General features: G+C 35.5%; 15 protein-coding genes. 11 read left to right on the forward strand and 4 right to left on the reverse strand.

Translation table 11 applies throughout. The features are described from left to right. Window positions 1-25 precede the first annotated feature (25 nt). Complete coding sequence (locus C3L50_RS13820; protein ID WP_103806772.1) at window positions 26-3,451, reverse strand: transglutaminase family protein; 3,426 nt, start codon at window positions 3,449-3,451, stop codon at window positions 26-28. Between the two features lie 266 nt (window positions 3,452-3,717). After that, entirely contained in the window at window positions 3,718-4,437 is a 720-nt protein-coding gene (locus C3L50_RS13825; RefSeq protein WP_103806773.1) for a GYF domain-containing protein, read from the reverse strand. 259 nt (window positions 4,438-4,696) lie between these two features. Here C3L50_RS13825 and C3L50_RS13830 point away from each other — a divergent pair, with 259 nt between their 5' ends. The 11 genes from C3L50_RS13830 to C3L50_RS13880 all read left to right on the forward strand — a co-directional run bounded on the left by C3L50_RS13830 (window position 4,697) and on the right by C3L50_RS13880 (window position 15,347). Next, window positions 4,697-5,500, forward strand: a complete 804-nt coding sequence (locus tag C3L50_RS13830) for an SDR family oxidoreductase (protein ID WP_103806774.1) — start codon at window positions 4,697-4,699, stop codon at window positions 5,498-5,500. Window positions 5,501-5,538: 38 nt separating this feature from the next. Beyond that, window positions 5,539-6,195, forward strand: a complete 657-nt coding sequence (gene fsa / locus C3L50_RS13835; protein WP_103806775.1) for a fructose-6-phosphate aldolase — start codon at window positions 5,539-5,541, stop codon at window positions 6,193-6,195. A 14-nt stretch (window positions 6,196-6,209) separates the two neighbouring features. Further along, window positions 6,210-6,713 carry a hypothetical protein gene (locus C3L50_RS13840; protein ID WP_103806776.1) on the forward strand — a complete coding sequence of 168 codons (504 nt, stop codon included), beginning with the start codon at window positions 6,210-6,212 and terminating at the stop codon, window positions 6,711-6,713. 224 nt (window positions 6,714-6,937) lie between these two features. Then, the gene (locus C3L50_RS13845; protein ID WP_103806777.1) at window positions 6,938-7,168 is read left to right on the forward strand and encodes a 4Fe-4S dicluster domain-containing protein; all 231 of its coding nucleotides are present in this window, start codon (window positions 6,938-6,940) and stop codon (window positions 7,166-7,168) included. Window positions 7,169-7,188: 20 nt separating this feature from the next. After that, window positions 7,189-8,313, forward strand: coding sequence for a 3-methyl-2-oxobutanoate dehydrogenase subunit VorB (locus tag C3L50_RS13850; protein WP_103806778.1), 1,125 nt, complete (start codon window positions 7,189-7,191; stop codon window positions 8,311-8,313). Next, window positions 8,267-9,043, forward strand: coding sequence for a thiamine pyrophosphate-dependent enzyme (locus C3L50_RS13855; RefSeq protein WP_103806779.1), 777 nt, complete (start codon window positions 8,267-8,269; stop codon window positions 9,041-9,043). Before C3L50_RS13850 ends, C3L50_RS13855 begins: the two co-directional genes overlap by 47 nt. 3 nt (window positions 9,044-9,046) lie before the next feature. Then, entirely contained in the window at window positions 9,047-9,610 is a 564-nt protein-coding gene (locus C3L50_RS13860; RefSeq protein ID WP_103806780.1) for a 2-oxoacid:acceptor oxidoreductase family protein, read from the forward strand. Window positions 9,611-9,877: 267 nt separating this feature from the next. Continuing rightward, complete coding sequence (locus C3L50_RS13865) at window positions 9,878-10,975, forward strand: SGNH/GDSL hydrolase family protein (RefSeq protein ID WP_103806781.1); 1,098 nt, start codon at window positions 9,878-9,880, stop codon at window positions 10,973-10,975. Beyond that, window positions 10,965-12,344 (forward strand): sialate O-acetylesterase, encoded by a 1,380-nt coding sequence (locus C3L50_RS13870; protein WP_103806782.1) that lies wholly within the window; start codon window positions 10,965-10,967, stop codon window positions 12,342-12,344. Before C3L50_RS13865 ends, C3L50_RS13870 begins: the two co-directional genes overlap by 11 nt. A gap of 35 nt (window positions 12,345-12,379) precedes the next feature. After that, window positions 12,380-14,674, forward strand: coding sequence for a beta-glucosidase BglX (bglX, locus tag C3L50_RS13875; RefSeq protein WP_103806783.1), 2,295 nt, complete (start codon window positions 12,380-12,382; stop codon window positions 14,672-14,674). Window positions 14,675-14,825: 151 nt separating this feature from the next. Beyond that, window positions 14,826-15,347 carry a hypothetical protein gene (locus C3L50_RS13880; protein ID WP_133158893.1) on the forward strand — a complete coding sequence of 174 codons (522 nt, stop codon included), beginning with the start codon at window positions 14,826-14,828 and terminating at the stop codon, window positions 15,345-15,347. Between the two features lie 70 nt (window positions 15,348-15,417). Here the strand turns inward: C3L50_RS13880 and C3L50_RS13885 are convergent, their stop codons facing one another. Both C3L50_RS13885 and C3L50_RS13890 read right to left on the reverse strand, forming a co-directional pair. Continuing rightward, window positions 15,418-17,406 carry a glycoside hydrolase family 97 protein gene (locus tag C3L50_RS13885; RefSeq protein WP_103806785.1) on the reverse strand — a complete coding sequence of 663 codons (1,989 nt, stop codon included), beginning with the start codon at window positions 17,404-17,406 and terminating at the stop codon, window positions 15,418-15,420. Next, a complete protein-coding gene (locus C3L50_RS13890; protein ID WP_103806883.1) occupies window positions 17,406-18,701 on the reverse strand; it encodes a glycoside hydrolase 5 family protein in 1,296 nt (431 codons plus the stop codon). The genes C3L50_RS13885 and C3L50_RS13890 overlap by 1 nt, the downstream gene beginning before the upstream one ends. Between the last annotated feature and the right edge of the window lie 12 nt (window positions 18,702-18,713).

The raw sequence follows: 18,713 nt of genomic DNA on the forward strand, positions 1-18,713 counted from the left end.
ACAATACAATTGGCTTAATTAAATATTATTCTTTGGCTTTCCAATAATGTCTTAAATCTAAAGTATAAGGATATTCAGGATTTATTAGTTCTATCGGTGTATCAGGTCTTAGTTCTGATTTTGATTCTACTAAAAATCGAGAAGTGGCATTACTATTTACGATAGTTTCTCTTTCTTTCTCATTTTCAGCTTCTTCAAGTGCTGAAGAAGGCGTGTGGCCAAAATCCCAGAAACGACTTATTTTTCTGGATTCTGCTTCAAAACTATTTATAGGGAAAGTATCAAAACTTCTTCCGCCGGGATGCGTTACAAAATAGGTACAACCACCAATTACTTTATTATTCCAAGTATCAACTAAGTCAAAAACAAGAGGTACATCAATGCCAATATTGGGATGCAAAGCCGAAGGTGGATTCCAAGATTTATATCGGATTCCAGCAACATATTCACCTTTAGTTCCAGTACTTCTTAAAGGAATTCGACAGCCTTTGCACAATAAAATATGACGGTCAGGAACAATTCCAGAAACCTTTACTTGCAAACGTTCTAAAGAGGAATCAACAAATCTAGAAGTTCCAGAGCTAGAGAGTTCTTCGCCCAAAACGTGCCAAGGTTCTATTCCCAATCGAATTTCTAATTGAATATTATCGATAGTCACATTACCGTGATGCGGATATCTGAATTCGAAGAATGGATCAAACCATGATATGTCAAAATTATAGCCTGCATCTTTCAAATCATTAACCACATCAATCATATCCAGATAGGCGAAATGAGGCAATAAAAACTTATCGTGCAATTCAGTTCCCCAGCGAATTAGTTTCTTCTCGTAGGGGTTTTTCCAGAATTTGGCCACCAAGGCACGAACCAATAAGTTTTGAACCAAGTTCATATGTTTGTGTGGTGGCATATCAAAAGCACGTAATTCTAATATTCCCAATCGTCCTGTTGAGGAATCTGGAGAGTATAATTTATCGATACAAAACTCGGTGCGATGAGTATTTCCTGTAATATCGGTCAAGAGGTTTCTAAAAATTCGATCCACCATCCAAAACGGAACTTCTTTGTCTTTTGGGATTTGTTCAAAAGCAATTTCCATTTCGTATAAACGCTCATCACGACCTTCGTCAATACGGGGAGCTTGACTTGTTGGACCAATAAAAGGCCCTGCAAAAAGGTAACTCAAAACCGGATGATGTTGCCAATAGGTAATCAAACTGCGCAATAAATCGGGTCTTCTTAACAGAGGACTATCTTCAGGTTTTGAAGCACCTAAAGTTACGTGATTGCCACCGCCTGTCCCAGTATGACGACCATCTACCATAAATTTATCGGTTCCCAAACGAGATAAGAAAGCTTCTTCATATAAAGCGGTGGTATTATCTACAATTTCTTGCCATGATTTTGCTGGATGTACGTTTACTTCAATTACACCTGGATCTGGCGTTACCATCATTTTCTCTACTCGATAATCTGTTTTGGGTTGGTAGCCTTCAATTCTAACAGGCATTTGTAGTTTTTCGGCTGTAATTTCTATCGAAGTGATTAAGTCGATATAGTCTTCCAAATAATCTGTTGGCGGTAGAAAGATATATAACATGCCATCACGTTCTTCTATACATAAGGCTGTGATGAAAGTATCTACTTCAAACAATAAGGATTCTTCGGCTTTCTTTTTCTCTTCTTTTTTTGACAATACTTTTTTGACCACTTCAAAAATCTTTGAAATGGTTCCGTAGCGATTGTTTATTTTTTCGGTAGGATCTCCTAAAGCGGGTAAATCTTCGAATAAACTTCTATCTACAACGGTTTCTCTTTTGTTTTTGGAAGTCTTTGGAAGAGAATCCAATGGCAAACGCAAACCAATAGGGGAGTTTCCAGGAATTAAGAAACAATTGCCTCTTCTGAATTCCCAAGCGCAACTTTCCCAATTGTCTTGAGCGTAATCTTTTCGAATTGGTAAAACGAATCCCGATGGATTGTTCAAGCCTTTTTCTAGGACTTTGGCTAAATTGTGGCGTTCGATAGAATCTTTTAAATTTACTTTCAAGGGATCTAAATTCACAGGAAGTTTTCCTTCTTCCAATGCCCAATAAATAGGGTCTTCGTAGGTTGGTAATAGGTTTTTAGTGTCAATTCCAAGAAATTTGGTCAACTCTAGGGCAAATTTTTCGGCATCGTGAAAATTGTATTTGGTTTCACCTTCTTTGGCTACTAAATCATCATTTTTCCATAAAGGCAATCCGTCTTTTCTCCAGTACAATCCATATTGCCAACGCGGAAATAATTCGCCGGGATACCATTTTCCTTGTCCAAAATGCAGCAACCCTCCGTGAGCAAAGCGTTGTTTCAATCGAAGGGCTAAATCGTAAGCTAATTTTCTTTTCAATGGGCCATCGGCAGCAGTATTCCATTCATCGCCTTCAAAATCATCAATAGAAATAAAGGTGGGTTCGCCACCCATTGTTAGACGAACGTCGCCTTCAATTAAATCTTTTTCGACCACATTTCCCACTTCCATAATTTCTTCCCATTGCCTGTCGGAATAGGGTTTGGTTACTCTTGGGTCTTCGTGAATTCGGGTGACTATATTTTCAAATTCAAAACTTACTTCACATTTTTCTGTTGCACCCGTTACTGGAGCTGCACTTTCGTAATGTGGTGTACAACACAACGGAATATGACCTTCGCTGGCAAATAGTCCCGAAGTAGGGTCAAGTCCAATCCAGCCCGCACCAGGAATATAAACTTCTGCCCAAGCGTGTAAATCGGTAAAATCTTTTTCAGGTCCTGACGGGCCATCAAGTGATTTAATATCTGGGGCTAATTGTACGATATAACCAGAAACAAAACGCGCAGCAAGACCAAAATGACGCAAAATATGAATCAACAGCCAAGCAAAATCCCTACAAGATCCGCTTTTTATTCTTAAGGTTTCTTCTGGAGTTTGCACCCCAACTTCCATCCTTAGATTATAGGTCAGCTCTTTGTAAACAGCTTGATTGATGTAAACTAAAAAATCATTTATTTGTATAGAATCATTTAGTTTTATCTTTTCAATAAACTTCAAAAAAACAGGACTTTCTTCGCTTAGTTTCAAATAAGGAATTAATTCGTCTTTTAGTGTACTATCGTATTTGAATGGGAATTTTTCAGCATATTCTTCTACAAAATAGTCAAATGGGTTAATGACTTGTAGTTTGGCAATAACTTCAACTTCCACTTTTAATTCCTTGATTTTATTAGGAAAAACAACTCTAGCTTGATAATTTCCAAAAGGGTCTTGTTGCCAATTGATAAAATGCTCTTCTGGACTTATCTTGAAAGTATAGCCCTCTATTTGAGTTCTCGAATGTACCGCTGGACGTAGTCTAAAGATGTGTGGAAATAATTGAACACTTCGGTCAAATTTATACGTTGTTTTGTGGGAAATGGCTATTTTTATGGACATATAAAAGTGTTTTTTATAGAATAATTTTACTTATACAAATATTGAAAAAAAAACACCATTTACCCAATTTATATGATAATTATTTATCAAAATTATTTATTAATACCTTTAAATCGATAATTTTAAGTTTTATTTTTGAGAATAATGTAATTCAAGTAAAAATCCTTTGTGGTACACTCTATTTTAAATTGAGGTAACTTATTTTTTATTCCATATTTACTCCAAAAAAGAATAGGCTTTAGCTATTTTAATGCTATTCGAATCAATTACGGTATTTTCTCTAATTCGAGTTTCAGTTGATCGGATTCGTTTTTTAGTTTGGATATATTGGTTTTAATCGAATCAATTTGGTTTTTCAACAAATCCATTTGTTCTTTTTTCTCTGCTGCGGTTCTCAATAACTTAAATTCAGCTGCGTTGGTTAGTTTATTTTCATAGGTATTCAAATTATTTTGAGAGTTGACCAATAGTTGCTCAATTTCCAAAAGTCTATTGTTGTTTTTTTGTTTTAATTCTGCAGCCATTCTATCTGCATCAATTTTTTCTTGTATAGCTGCCTGAATTTTTTCGTCTTCTAATTCTTTTTGTTTAAGTTCCAATTGATAATTTTCAATTTCGGTTTTGTGGTTTTTTTCTTTTAATTCTTGACTTCTTTTTTCTTCTAAGGCTCTCAATACTGTTATTCCAACTAAAATAATTATCGCAGCACAAACAATCCAAAACGTATTCTTGGACAAGCCTAAAATCTTGATTGTATTTCTTTCTGTATCTGTTTTTGTCTCTGGTTCAGGAGTCATAAACGGAGGAAAAGGAGGCGGGTTTACTACAAAAAGTTGGTTCAATTCGGGGATTTCTCCAGCGGTTTTCCAATGTAGCATTCCTTCAAACCATACAGGGCTAGAGGGTGTGATTTTTTTGAACTTTAATTCTCCTATATCAAAAGGACCACTGCTTTCGGTTCCGTTGTGTAGATAGTATTTTTTCATAAAAAGACGCTATTAAATCGATTTTTTCAAATCTACAATCATTTTTTGATACTTCAAAATGGGTTTGTATCTAAAAGTAATTTTAACTATTATTCTTTGCAATTATTATAACTTGTTGAAGTTATTCAAAAAGTAGTTTGCTACGTCCTTCACTTGGGGCATAATTGTTTTTGCAGTTTGTATTTGAAAAAAAATACTAAATTTACAATCAAAATTCACTAAAATCCCCATCTCTATAGCTGTTGGGTTCAATAATAATATGAGTAAAGTTGTTTTAATCACAGGCGGTTCTTCGGGAATCGGAAAATCTATTGGCGAATTTTTACACCACAAAGGATTTATTGTTTACGGAACTAGTAGAAATCCAGATCGGGTCTTAAATTCAGTATTTCCATTAATTGCTTTAGATGTTAGAAGTACTGAATCCATTCAATCGGCTGTTGCTAAAATTATTGCATCTTCTGGGCGAATAGATATCGTTATAAATAACGCTGGTGTTGGAATTACTGGCCCTTTAGAAGAAATTCCGACTGAGGAAATCAGAAATAATTTCGAAACTAATTTTTTTGGACCAATTGAGGTAATGAAAGCGGTTTTGCCACAAATGCGTTACCAAAAATCAGGAATGATTATCAATATTACTTCTATTGCAGGTTATATGGGGTTGCCTTATCGTAGTGTTTATTCAGCATCCAAAGGCGCTTTAGAATTAATTACCGAAGCGTTGCGAATGGAAGTACAATCATTTGGAATTCAGATTACGAATGTAGCTCCAGGAGATTTTGCTACAAATATTGCTTCTGGACGTTTTCATGCGCCATTATTCAAGGATTCGGCCTATGAAATTCCGTATGGAAATACTTTGAAAATGATGGATGAACACGTGGACAGCGGCAGTAATCCTAACGAAATGGCAGAAGCAGTTTATCAAATAATTCAAGAAAAAAATCCTAAGATACATTATAAAGTGGGGGCTTTTATGCAAAAATTTTCGATTGTTTTGAAGCGAGTTCTGCCTGATAAAGTGTATGAAAAAATGCTGATGAACCATTATAAATTGTAATTTTACTAATCAATAATAGTAACTATAAACTTTAAACAATGAAATTTTTTATCGATACAGCTAATTTAGCTCAAATTAAAGAAGCCCAAGCATTAGGCGTTTTAGACGGAGTAACTACCAATCCATCCTTGATGGCAAAGGAAGGTATTACCGGAAAAAATAATATTTTGAAACATTATGTTGACATTTGCAACCTTGTAGATGGAGATGTAAGTGCCGAAGTAATCGCGCTGGATTTTGATGGAATGATCAAAGAAGGTGAAGAATTGGTTGATTTACACGAACAAATTGTGGTAAAATTGCCAATGACTAAAGAAGGTGTAATGGCTGCAAAATATTTTTCGGATAAAGGAATAAAAACTAATGTAACCTTAGTGTTCTCTGCAGGCCAAGCTTTATTGGCTGCTAAAGCGGGTGCCACTTATGTTTCTCCTTTTATTGGTCGGTTAGACGATATTTCTACAGATGGATTGGCACTTATTGAAGAAATCAGATTGATATATGACAATTACGGTTACGAAACACAAATTCTAGCTGCTTCAGTCCGTCATACTATGCATATTGTAAACTGTGCTAAAATTGGTGCCGATGTAATTACTGGGCCACTTTCTGCTATTTCAGGTTTATTAAAACACCCATTAACCGATATTGGATTGGCACAATTTATGGCCGATTTTGAAAAAGGAAATAAATAAAAAACAAAGTATCTATGAGAAAATTGGCTTTAATAATAGCATTCTTGTTGACAGGTTTATTTGTCAATGCTCAAGTAAAAAAAATTGTTATATCTGTTGATGAGTCTGGTGATGTAGCCAGTTTTGATTTGGATTGTAGTACAAGTTTTCCAACCTTGGCCAAAGGTCTGAAATACAATGTCACTCGACATGAATACAAAGGCGAAGAACTGAAAAACACCTATCATTTATTATTAGTCATGGATGGATTTTTTACTAAAACACTAAATAAAAAGATGACTATTTCAGTTGTATTTAGTGATGATACCACTTTTTCAGAAATTGAAACCATAGAAAACGATGGTTATTTTGATGGAGCATGTACGCTAAAAATGAAAAGCCCACCAGAGAATGCTTTAACTTTGGATTTGAAAAAAGTTATTGTAAGTACTGGTACTAAAGATGTAGTTTATACAATTTCTGCTCAAAAAGCAGCTGATTTTAAAAAGAATGTACAGAACATTGTTACTGCTAAATAAAAGTTAGATCTTACTTATAATCATTGAGTTGATTTTAAATTTTAAAAGCCACTAAATTCAAAATTTAGTGGCTTTTTTGTTTGGAAAATGTTTTAAATTGAAATTATTTTTTTGTGTCCAAAAATCTAAACAATATGACATTTGTCATTTTATTTGCAATGGATAAGTTGTAAATTTGAGAATAATAAAATTATGATTGAATAATTACATCTAAATTTATTAAAATGGCAAAAGTAAGAGGTGCTATAGTTGTAAATACTCAAATTTGCAAAGGTTGCGAAGTTTGTGTTCCTGTTTGTCAGGAAAAAGTCATTGGAATCTCAAGCGATGTCAACAGAAAAGGCTATCATTATGCTTATATGAAAAACCCCGAAGCTTGTAATGGTTGCACCAATTGTGGCACTGTTTGTCCAGATAGAGCCATTGCCGTTTATAGGGTAAAAGTCGCAACATAATCCTTTATATTTTAAAAAAAATGTCTGAATTAAAATTAATGAAAGGAAATGAAGCATTAGCAGAAGCTGCCATCAGAGCAGGGGTTGATGCATATTTTGGCTATCCAATTACTCCACAAACCGAAATTATCGAATATTTAATGACTGCTCGACCAGAAAATAGAACAGGAATGGTCGTTTTGCAAGCCGAAAGTGAAATTGCGGCGATAAATATGGTTTATGGTGCAGCAAGTACCGGCAAAAAAGCGATGACTTCATCTTCAAGTCCTGGAATTTCTCTGAAATTAGAAGGAATATCGTATTTGGCTGGAGCCGAATTACCAGCTGTAATTGTAAATGTCGTTCGTGGTGGCCCTGGTTTAGGAACCATCCAACCTTCGCAAGCCGATTATTTTCAATCGGTAAAAGGTGGAGGTCACGGTGATTACAAATTGTATGTTTTAGCACCAGCATCGGTTCAGGAAATGGCCGATTTTGTAGAAGATGCTTTTGATATCGCCTTTAAATATAGAGCTCCAGTTTTAATTCTTTCCGATGGATTAATTGGTCAAATGATGGAAAAAGTAATTTTAAAAGACCAAAAACCAAGATTAACTGATGCCGAATTAATCGAAAAACAAGGCAATTGGGCCGTTACAGGCAAGAAAGGACGTGAACGCAATATTATCACTTCACTCGATTTGCAATCCGAGAGAATGGAAGCCAGAGTGCATCGATTGCAAAAGAAATATGCCCAAATGGAACAAGAGGATTTGCGTTTCGAAAAAATAAATTGTGATGATGCCGATTATCTGATTGTGGCTTATGGTTCAAGTGCCAGAATATCGCAAAAAGCAGTGGAATTGGCTAGAGCCAAAGGAATAAAAGTGGGGCTTTTGAGACCAATAACTTTATTTCCTTTTCCAAAACAAGCCCTTTTTGAATTGGCCAATCAAGTCAAAGGAATTTTAAGTGTGGAATTAAATGCAGGACAAATGGTAGAAGATGTGCGACTTTCGGTAGAACATAAAATACCGGTAGAACACTTTGGAAGAACTGGAGGGATTATTCACACTCCAGAAGAAATTGTAGCTGCTTTAGAACAAAAAATCATCAACAATGGAAGTTTTAGACATCATAAAACCAGAGAATCAAGTATTTTGTAAATCGCAATTAATGACCGATACGCCTTTGTCGTATTGTCCGGGTTGTGGTCACGGAACGGCCAATAATTTGATTATGGAAGTCATTGATGAAATGGGAATTTCTGAAGATACTATTGGGGTTGCGCCTGTAGGTTGTTCCGTTTTAGCCTATGATTTTATGAACATCGATATGACCCAAGCCGCTCACGGACGTGCTCCGGCGGTGGCAACAGCCATTGTGAGAACTTGGCCCGAAAAATATGTTTTCACCTATCAAGGAGATGGTGATTTAGCCGCCATTGGCACTGCCGAAACGATTCACGCTTGCAACCGAGGCGAAAATATGGTTATCTTTTTTATCAATAATGGAATTTATGGAATGACTGGTGGACAAATGGCTCCAACAACTCTTGAAGGAATGAAATCCTCAACTTCGCCTTACGGAAGAGAAATTGCTACGATGGGTTCTCCCTTAAAAATAACCGAATTAATTGCTAATCTTCCTGGAGTATATTCCGTGAGTCGTCACGCACTTCATACTCATAAACATGTTCGAAAAGCTAAAATAGCCATTAGGCAGGCCTTTGAAAATACCCGGTTGAAAAAAGGGCTTTCGTTTATTGAAATCCTATCCAACTGCAATTCGGGTTGGAAAATGACTCCCAACGATGCCAACGAATGGATGGTTGAAAATATGTTTCCCTACTTTCCTCTTGGGGATATTAAAGTCGAAGGAAAATTAAAAGTATAAATCATGACTGAAGAAATAATTATAGCAGGTTTTGGTGGGCAAGGAGTACTCTCGATGGGAAAAATTTTGGCCTATTCTGGAATAATGCAAGATCAGGAAGTGAGTTGGTTGCCGTCTTATGGTCCAGAAATGAGAGGAGGAACGGCAAATGTTACTGTGATTTTGAGTGATGAAAGAATTAGTTCGCCTTATTTAAAAATAGTAGATACCGCCATTATTTTGAACCAACAATCGATGGATAAGTTTGAGGCATCTGTAAAACCGGGAGGCATTTTAATTTATGACCCTAACGGAATCACCGCACATCCCACAAGAACCGACATTAAAATTTACCAAATCGAAGGCACCAAATTAGCGGCTGAAATGGGCAATAAAAAAATCTTCAATATGGTGATTTTAGGTGGGTATTTGAAAATAAAACCCGTAGTAAAAATAGAAAATGTGATTGAAGGATTAAAAAAATCAATCTCCGAGAGATACCATCATTTAATTCCTTTAAACTTAGAAGCAATAACATTGGGAATGAATAGTATCGTTCCTTACAAAGTTGTTGAACCCGTTTCTTAGAACGAAAAAAATAGTAAAAATCATTTTGAATTAGTAACCCATTGATTTTTTATATATGACCTTTGAAGTACAATTGCTTCAAAGGTCTTATTTTTTTGATAATATAATACCTTTATAATTCAATTTATCATCCAATGGGTTTGGCATAAAAATCGAGCCGAGTATATAGAAATTTGCATATTTTAGATTATAAATTGACAGTTTTGTATCTTTATTTTTGGTATTTATTTAATATTTTTACTGCTTTCAACATAAATTCTTAAAAAAATGATTTTCAAAAAATGCTCTTTTCTTTTTCTGTCCTTGTCTTTTTTCATAGCTTCTTCGTTTCAGAATTTGCAAGCTCAAAAAACCTTTTTTTCTTCAGCAGCAAGGGTTGAAATTCTTGACCAAAACAAGTTCATTCTCATCGGAGCAGCTTCGTCTGTGTCTTTCGATTTCAAAGGAAATTCCTGTTCTATTTCCTTGCAAAGTTTAGTAGATCATCAAAATTATGTTTCCATAGAACTGGATGGTAAATATGTGGGAAGAATTCGAATTGAAAAAGGAGAAATGAAATCCTTTCCGATTGAAGTTTCAGGAAAGAAAAAAACGCATCAAATTTCTATTTATAAAGCTACAGAAGCAGCTAATGGAGGCGTTTTATTTGCAGGCACAACTGCCCAATTAATAGAGAGCCCTGCTCCAAAAATTAAGAAAAAAATTGAACTCATTGGCGATTCCATAACTTGTGGCTATGGCAATGATGATTCTGCAATTGCTTGTGGAGCAGGGGATTGGTTTGATCAACACAATGCGTATTGGGCTTATGGACCAGTGCTTTCCAGAGCTTTGGATTTGGATTATGTGCTGAGTTCGGTGTCGGGTTACGGAATGTATCGCAATTGGAATGATGAGCATCTGTTAGAACCCATTATTCCCGATGTATATGAAAATTTATACCTCAATAAAGACAGTTCAAAACCCTATGATTTCAAATTTCAACCCGATTTGGTAAGCATTTGTTTAGGAACCAACGACCTTTCCGAAGGCGATGGCAAAAAAACGAGATTGCCTTTCAATGAAGAAAAATTTATTTCGAATTATATTGAATTTGTCAAAACGGTTTACAAACACGCTCCCAATACCCGAGTTGTTTTGCTCAATAGTCCAATGGTTTCGGGCGAAAGAAATGTAACTTTTATCAATTGTTTGAAAAAAGTAATTCAGGCATTCGAAAACGACAATGCTCACAAAAAAATTGAATTATTCGAATTCCAACCCATGCAGCCAAAAGGGTGTGGCTATCATCCTAATATTGCCGATGACAAAGAGATGGCCGACCAATTAATTCCTTACTTTAAAAAATTACTCGATGAAAAATAATTTAAAAGCATTTGTTTTTTTCCTACTACTTTCGAATACGGCTTTCGCCAATGTGATGCTTCCGAATGTGATTTCGGACAATATGGTTTTGCAACGCAACAGCGATGTTAAAATTTGGGGTTGGGCAAATCCGCAGGAAGAAGTCGTGATTGCACCAAGTTGGAACAATCAAACCTACAAAATCAAAGCCAGCAATCAGGCAAAATGGGAAATTACTATTCCAACTCCAAAAGAAGGAGGCCCTTATACGATTTCGATAAAAGGCTATAACGAAATTGTCTTGAAAAACATTTTGATTGGCGAAGTTTGGGTTTGTTCTGGTCAATCTAATATGGAAATGAACGCCAGTTGGGGAATTGAAAATGGTGACGAAGCAGTAAAAGCTGCCACCAATCTTAGTATTCATTTTTTTGTGGTTCCGAAATTGACCGCTACAACTCCTCAAAATAATCTGTCGGGAAATTGGACAGAATGCACGCCAGAAACGATGAAATATTTCAGTGCTACAGGCTATTTTTTTGCAAAACGCTTGCAGGAAGAATTGAAAAATGTGCCTATTGGTTTAATTTCTTCCAATTGGGGCGGAACTCCAGCCGAGATTTGGACACCCGAAGAAGTGATTCAAAACAATGAAGTTTTACTTGAATCAGCCAAAACAAGAAGAGAAGAAAGTTATGGTCCCAACCAACCAGGACGTGCCTTCAATGCTATGATTTATCCTTTGACGAATTTCAAAATCGCAGGTGTAATTTGGTATCAAGGCGAAAGCAATGTGGGTTCGCCGGTGTATGACAAAACATTTTCGGCTTTAATAACCTCTTGGCGTAAATTATGGAATACCGATTTTCCGTTTTATTATGTTCAGATTGCGCCTTATAAATATGGTGAAAATCATTTTGGAGGTGCCGTAATTCGCGATGCACAAAGAAAAGTCTTGCAAGAAGTCCCGAATACAGGAATGGCAATAACCAGCGATATTTCTCCAATAGATGATATTCATCCGAAAGACAAGAAATCGGTTGGAACTCGTTTGGCGAATTTAGCATTATTCAATACTTATAAAACCAACACTAATTTGGTTAATGGGCCACTTTATAAAGCAATTCAAATCGATAAAAACAAAGTTATAGTTTCTTTTGATTTTGCCGAAGGATTGCATTTTACCCATACAAAAACCAATCAATTTGAACTAGCTGGAATCGACGGTGTTTTTTATGAAGCTATTGCAGTCATCAAAAATAATACAGTAATTTTACAATCAGATAAAGTGAAAAATCCTGTGAAAGTCCGTTTTGCTTGGAAAAACACCGATCAATCTCAACTTTTTAATAAAGCCAATTTACCAGCTTCTTCATTCCTATCAGAATAAATACCAATTTTAACTAAACCAATAAAAATACCATTATGATTCATAAAAATTTAATTTTTGCAGGGACTTTTTGTCTGTTAGCTTTTGGAACTTTAAATGCCCAAAAAAAAGCATATTTAGACAAATCCAAACCTACCGAAGAACGAATTGATTTGTTGATGAAACAAATGACAATCGAGGAAAAAGTGGGACAAATGAACCAATACAACGGTTTTTGGGAAGTAACTGGGCCTGCGCCAAAAGGAGGAAATGCCGAAGTCAAATATGAACATTTGCGCAAAGGCTGGGTAGGTTCAATGCTAAACGTTCGGGGAGTAAAAGAAGTTCGTGCAGTTCAGAAAATTGCAGTCGAAGAAACCCGATTAGGAATTCCTTTAATCATAGGTTTTGATGTCATTCACGGCTACAAAACATTAAGCCCAATTCCGTTAGCCGAATCAGCGAGTTGGGATATGGAAGCGATTAAAAAATCTGCTCAGATTGCAGCTGACGAAGCTTCGGCAGTTGGAATTAATTGGACTTTTGCTCCAATGATTGATATTTACAGAGATGCTCGCTGGGGAAGAGTGATGGAGGGGGCTGGAGAAGACCCTTATCTAGGTAGCAAAATAGCAATAGCAAGAGTAAAAGGTTTTCAAGGCGAAACCAAAGCCGATTTGTTAAAAGTGAATACGATTGCGGCTTGTGCCAAACATTTTGCAGCCTACGGTTTTGCCGAAGCAGGAAGAGATTATAATACGGTTGATATAAGTAATTCAACGCTTTACAATACCGTTTTGCCTCCTTTCAAAGCAGCGACCGATGCAGGAATTCGCACCTTTATGAATTCGTTTAATATTTTGAATGGAGTTCCAGCCACAGGAAGTAGCTTTTTGCAAAGAGACATTCTAAAAGGAAATTGGAAATTTGACGGATTTGTAGTAACCGATTGGGGTTCTATCAGAGAAATGATTGTTCACGGTTATGCCAAAGATGGAGCAGAAGCTTCTGAAAGAGCTGTAAATGCAGGTTCCGATATGGATATGGAATCTTCTTTGTATGTTGCTGAATTGGTTAAATTGGTTCAAGAAGGAAAAGTAAAAGAAACTTTGATTGACGACGCCGTTCGTAGAATTCTTCGTGTAAAATTTGAATTAGGATTATTTGACGATCCTTATAAATATTGTGATGAGAAGCGAGAAAAAGCAATTGTTGGCAGCAAAGCTAATAATGATGGTGTTTTGGATATGGCTAAAAAATCTATCGTTTTGTTGAAAAATGATAAAAATTTATTGCCACTAAAAAAATCAGGACAGAAAATCGCCTTAATTGGAGCTTTGGCAAACGACAAAAACAGCCCATTGGGAAGTTGGAGAATTGCAGCTGATGATAACACGGCAGTTTCTGTTTTGGAAGGAATGCAACAATACAAAGGCAATCAATTAACCTTCGAAAAGGGAGCTGATTTAACCATCGGAAAAACCTCTTTTACTAATGAAGTAGTTCTCAATACCACCGACAAAAGTGGTTTTGAAGCTGCTAAGAAAGTTGCCGCCAACGCTGATGTTGTTGTAATGGTTTTAGGTGAAGTTGGATTTCAGACCGGAGAGGGTAGAAGTAGAAGCAATTTGGATTTGCCTGGTTTGCAACAAGAATTATTAGAAGAAATCTACAAAGTAAATCCAAATATTGTATTGGTTTTAAACAACGGAAGACCGCTTGCATTGCCTTGGGCTGCAAAAAATATCCCTACTATTGTTGAGGCTTGGCACTTAGGAACTCAGGCCGGAAATGCTGTTGCACAAGTTTTATATGGCGATTATAACCCAAGCGGAAAATTGCCAATGTCTTTCCCTAGAAACGTGGGGCAATGTCCAATTTATTATAACAATTATAGTACTGGAAGACCTGGAAATTCGGATACAAATGTTTTTTGGTCGCATTATACTGATGTGGAAAAAACACCACAATTTCCTTTCGGATTTGGATTGAGTTATACGACTTTCGATTATAAAAATTTGAAAATCAACAAAACGGCTTTCGCCAAAGGAGAACCTGTAACTGTTTCGGTTGAGGTAACTAATTCAGGAAATTATGATGGTAAAGAAGTAGTTCAATTGTACATTCACGATGAGTTTGGCAGTTTAGCACGACCAGTGAAAGAACTCAAAGGTTTTGAGTTGATCGAATTAAAAAAAGGCGAAACCAAAACGGTAAGTTTTACTTTGACAGACAAAGAATTAGGTTTCTATAACAATGACGGCAATTATTTGGTAGAACCAGGCACTTTCAAAATTATGGTAGGAGGAAGCTCTGACAAAGGTTTGGAGAGTGGTTTTGAGTTGAAATAATAAATAATCAAACACAGATTCCACTAATTTCACGAATTAATTTGTGAAAATTAGTGGGATTTTTGTTTTAAAATTAGTTGTATATTTGGAATTGAGCGGATATTTCAAGTTAGTGGTATTAGATCACAGAATTCAACGAAAATCTAATATAATGAAGAAATTAATCATCATGTCAATTCTTATCTTGTTTTCTTGTAAAAATGAAAATCCAAAATTGACAGCAAATTTTAAAGACTTTTTTTACATAAACTTGAATTTAACAGAGACTAATTCTTTAAAATTTAGCGTAAATGATACTTTGTATTTACAAAAAAGTTTTTCTGAAAAACCAGATGAACATTACATTGTAATTCTAAATAGACAAGTTAAAGATTCTCTAATAAATAGAATTAATGCATTAAGTTTTGAAAAATATGAACCCAATTATATAGGTGGTGTTAATAAACAAGTTTTGATAATATGCAGAAATAAAAAATCTGAATTCATTTCAATTGACGAAAAAAATGGTTCATCAGAAATTAGAACTTTTAAAAATTGGTTAGAAAAATTGGAAAACGAATTAAAATTTATCAAAACAAAAGAAAATAGTCACTTTTGGAATAACAAAAATATTGTTCCAGCACCACCACCGCCAAAAAAAGTGAATATAAAATTTAATAGTAACAGTCACTAACAGCCGTTGGAGAGCTAAATTTCAAAACATAAAAGGGGCAAATTTTGAATTTCAAGTTTTGCTCTTTTTTTTATTTTACCGTGATAATTCCAGATAACCCACCACCGCTAGCCAAATGATAAGTCAATTTGGTTGAAGAATTTACAGTAACAACTTCTTTTTTATAATCTTGTGCAGCTTTGTCAGCATTTAAGCCGTCAGAGTAAATTTCGGCTTCGAATTGTTTTCCTTTTTCCAAAAACGAAAAATCAATTGTAATATCTCTAGCGTTCCAGTTGGTTATGGCACCCAAATACCATTTAGACTCTTTTTTTCGAGCTATCGCAATATACTTTTCAACTTCGCCATCCAAAGCCACTGTCTCATCAAAAACGGTTGGAATTTTGGCAATAAAATCAGTCGATTCTTGCTCTTTCATATAAGCCGTCGGACTGTCGGCCATCATTTGCAAAGGAGCTTCAAAAATGGTATATAGCGCCAGTTGATGGCATCTCGTTCCTTGACTTACTGGATTGGAATGGCTGGGTTTGAATTCGCTTTTTGTAGCATTTCGCATCGCTCCTGGAGTATAATCCATTGGCCCCGCCATCATTCGGATAAACGGAATCGAGCAATCATAAGTAGGAACATTATCGTTGGGAGTCCATTTGTTGTTTTCCATTCCTTTAACCCCTTCAAAGTTCAAAATATTGGGAAAAGTACGTTGAATTCCAGTTGGTTTGTACATTCCGTGAAAATCGAGCAACAGCTTGTAATTTGCAGCTTTTTGAGCAATTTCATAAACTGAATTCACCATTTTGGCATCGTCTCTGTCCAGAAAATCCACTTTAAAACCTTTGACACCCAAATTAGAGTAGTTTTTGAAAATCGCTTCGGTATTTTCGTGTAAAGCCATCCAAGAACTCCACAGAATAATGTCCACATTTTTCTCTTTGCCATAAGCGATTAAAGCATTTAAATCCACTTTTGGGTTGTTTTCCATAATGTTGGTTTCCACGCTCCAACCTTCATCCAAAACAATGTATTCGACTTTGTTTTTTGCTGCAAAATCGATGTAATATTTATAGGTTTCGGTGTTGATTCCCGCTTGAAAATTGACGTTGTAAATATTCCAATCGTTCCACCAATCCCAAGCTACTTTTCCGGGTTTTATCCAGCTAATATCTTTGATTTTTGAAGGCTCAGATAATTTTTGAACCATATCATTGTTGGCTAAATCTTTGTCGTTTTCAGAAATAACCACAATTCGCCATGGGAAATTTCGATTGCCTTTTGTGACAACCAAATAATCGGCTCTTTGGCTAATTAATTTGTTGAGAAAGTTGAAACCTCCATTTTTTTCCTGCAATGGATAGTTAGAAAATCGAGCTTCAAATCCTGTTTTGGTTTTGTTATGGGTTACAAATAAACCAGGATAATCTTCCAAATTAGCTTCCAAGAAAACGGCTTTTTTATTATTTTTTAAATCAACTAAAAACGGTAAAAAGGCCAATGTATCTTTGGCAAATTCGCTAATTTTTTTGTTTTCGTAATGCGATTCAAACGAAGAAATATATGGGTCTTTCGGGTTTCTTAAATCCCGAACATAAGGCATTACAGTACTGTAATCTTCATCGAAATTTAAACTGACTTCTTCTGATTTTACTGTAATATCTTTTTTATTTTTGGTAATAAAACGATACGCAACACCATCATCAAAAGCACGGTATTCAATGCTGAAATCATTTTTAAAATTTAAAAGCAGCAGATTGTACTGGTTTTTGATGGCACTTTTTTTATAAAAAGGGGAATCAAATGAAGTGTTTACTTTTTCTCTTTTTGAATTCAAAAGCACACTATTTTTTCCTAAAACTTCATTTGGGTCTAACGTCATTGACATTGCCGATGGTGTCAAAACCACTTCTTTTTGGTGCAAAATGGTCCAAGTAATGATATTATCAATCACAATTTTAACTTGAATTTTTCCGTTTGGAGAGGTTAAAACAAAGTCTTGTTTTTTTTGTCCAAAGGAAAGGTTCATTAAAAGTACTGCCAAAAAGAAATAGCTTGTTTTTTTCATTATTTTTTGAATTTCAAATTGTATTTCTTCACGATTTCTAAAGTAGATTTATCCGATGAAAAAACACTATTCAATCCTTGTGGTTCTTGCGGTGGATCGGTTGTTAATGGATCTCCTGGTTTCCATTTTCCATCAGCGGTAACTGCTTTTCCTTCGCCACCAAATCCCCAGAAATTTGCCGCTTGTAATGCCCCATTTTTAGCAACACTTTCGGCTACTCTGTTGAAAATATAATTGTAAAAAATATCTCGGTTGGTAACAGAAGTTGTTGAAACTAAACTTTCATTTTCTCTTGGTAAACCAAATTCTTCAATGATGATGGGTCTTTTCAAATGATTGGCAACAGCAATATGAGCATCAATATATTTACCTGCATTTTCTAGTGTTGTTGGCAAGGTTTTTTCGGCATCGTCGGCTTTGAACCAGTTCCAGTTTTTGGGCCAAATGTGCATTGTTAAATAATCGATATTCGGGTTTTGATGTGTTCTTTCAAAAATTTCTATCTTGTCATTTGAACTATTCAAGCCTTCGGATCCAGTCGAAATCAAATGATTTTTGTCTAAACTATCCATCAAATTGACAATATTGTTTAACCAAACTGTGAATTTCGCTTCGTTTTCTACCGAAAAAAGTCTTGGTTCGTTGCCTACTTGCCAAGCCATAATGGTGTTGTCTTCGGTGTATTTTCTTTGGGTATAAACATTTGTTCTACCCATAATAAATTTCACGTGATTATTTAAGGCTTCCATACAAGATTCGCAACTGTAGAATTGTTCAGTGTAAGCCATATATTGCGGCCAAGTATTAGGCGGAATCGCAGGAATTGGAATTGCTCCTTTTCCAGACCATTCTAGATATTGCGACATTCCGCCTGACCATTCCCAGTTGTTGGTCAAAAATAAAACAGCATACATTTTGCGCTTGCCCATTTCGGAAATCAAGAAGTCCAAACCATCTAGCAAATCTTGGTCGTATTTTCCTTGCTCGTATTGCAAAGCTGGGCGAACGGTATAATCGTATTTTCCGCCATCTCCACCTACCAAAATACGCAAGTTGTCGATGCCATTTTTTTGCATTAAATCCAGTTCACGCAACAATCTTTTTCGGTCGCCCACTTTTTTGGAAGCCAACAAACTTCCGTACCAATAATTGGTTCCAATGTAGGAATAAGGTTTGTCTCCTTTGAAGAATTGAGTTCCTTTAACCGTGATTCTAGGTTGCTGTTTTTGGGCTTGACAAGAGATATTTCCAATGCAAAAAAGGATTACAATTATTTTTAAGAGTGATTTTTTCATATTTAAATTTAT

This window comes from Flavobacterium alvei, assembly GCF_002920895.1.
GTDB lineage: Bacteria > Bacteroidota > Bacteroidia > Flavobacteriales > Flavobacteriaceae > Flavobacterium > Flavobacterium alvei.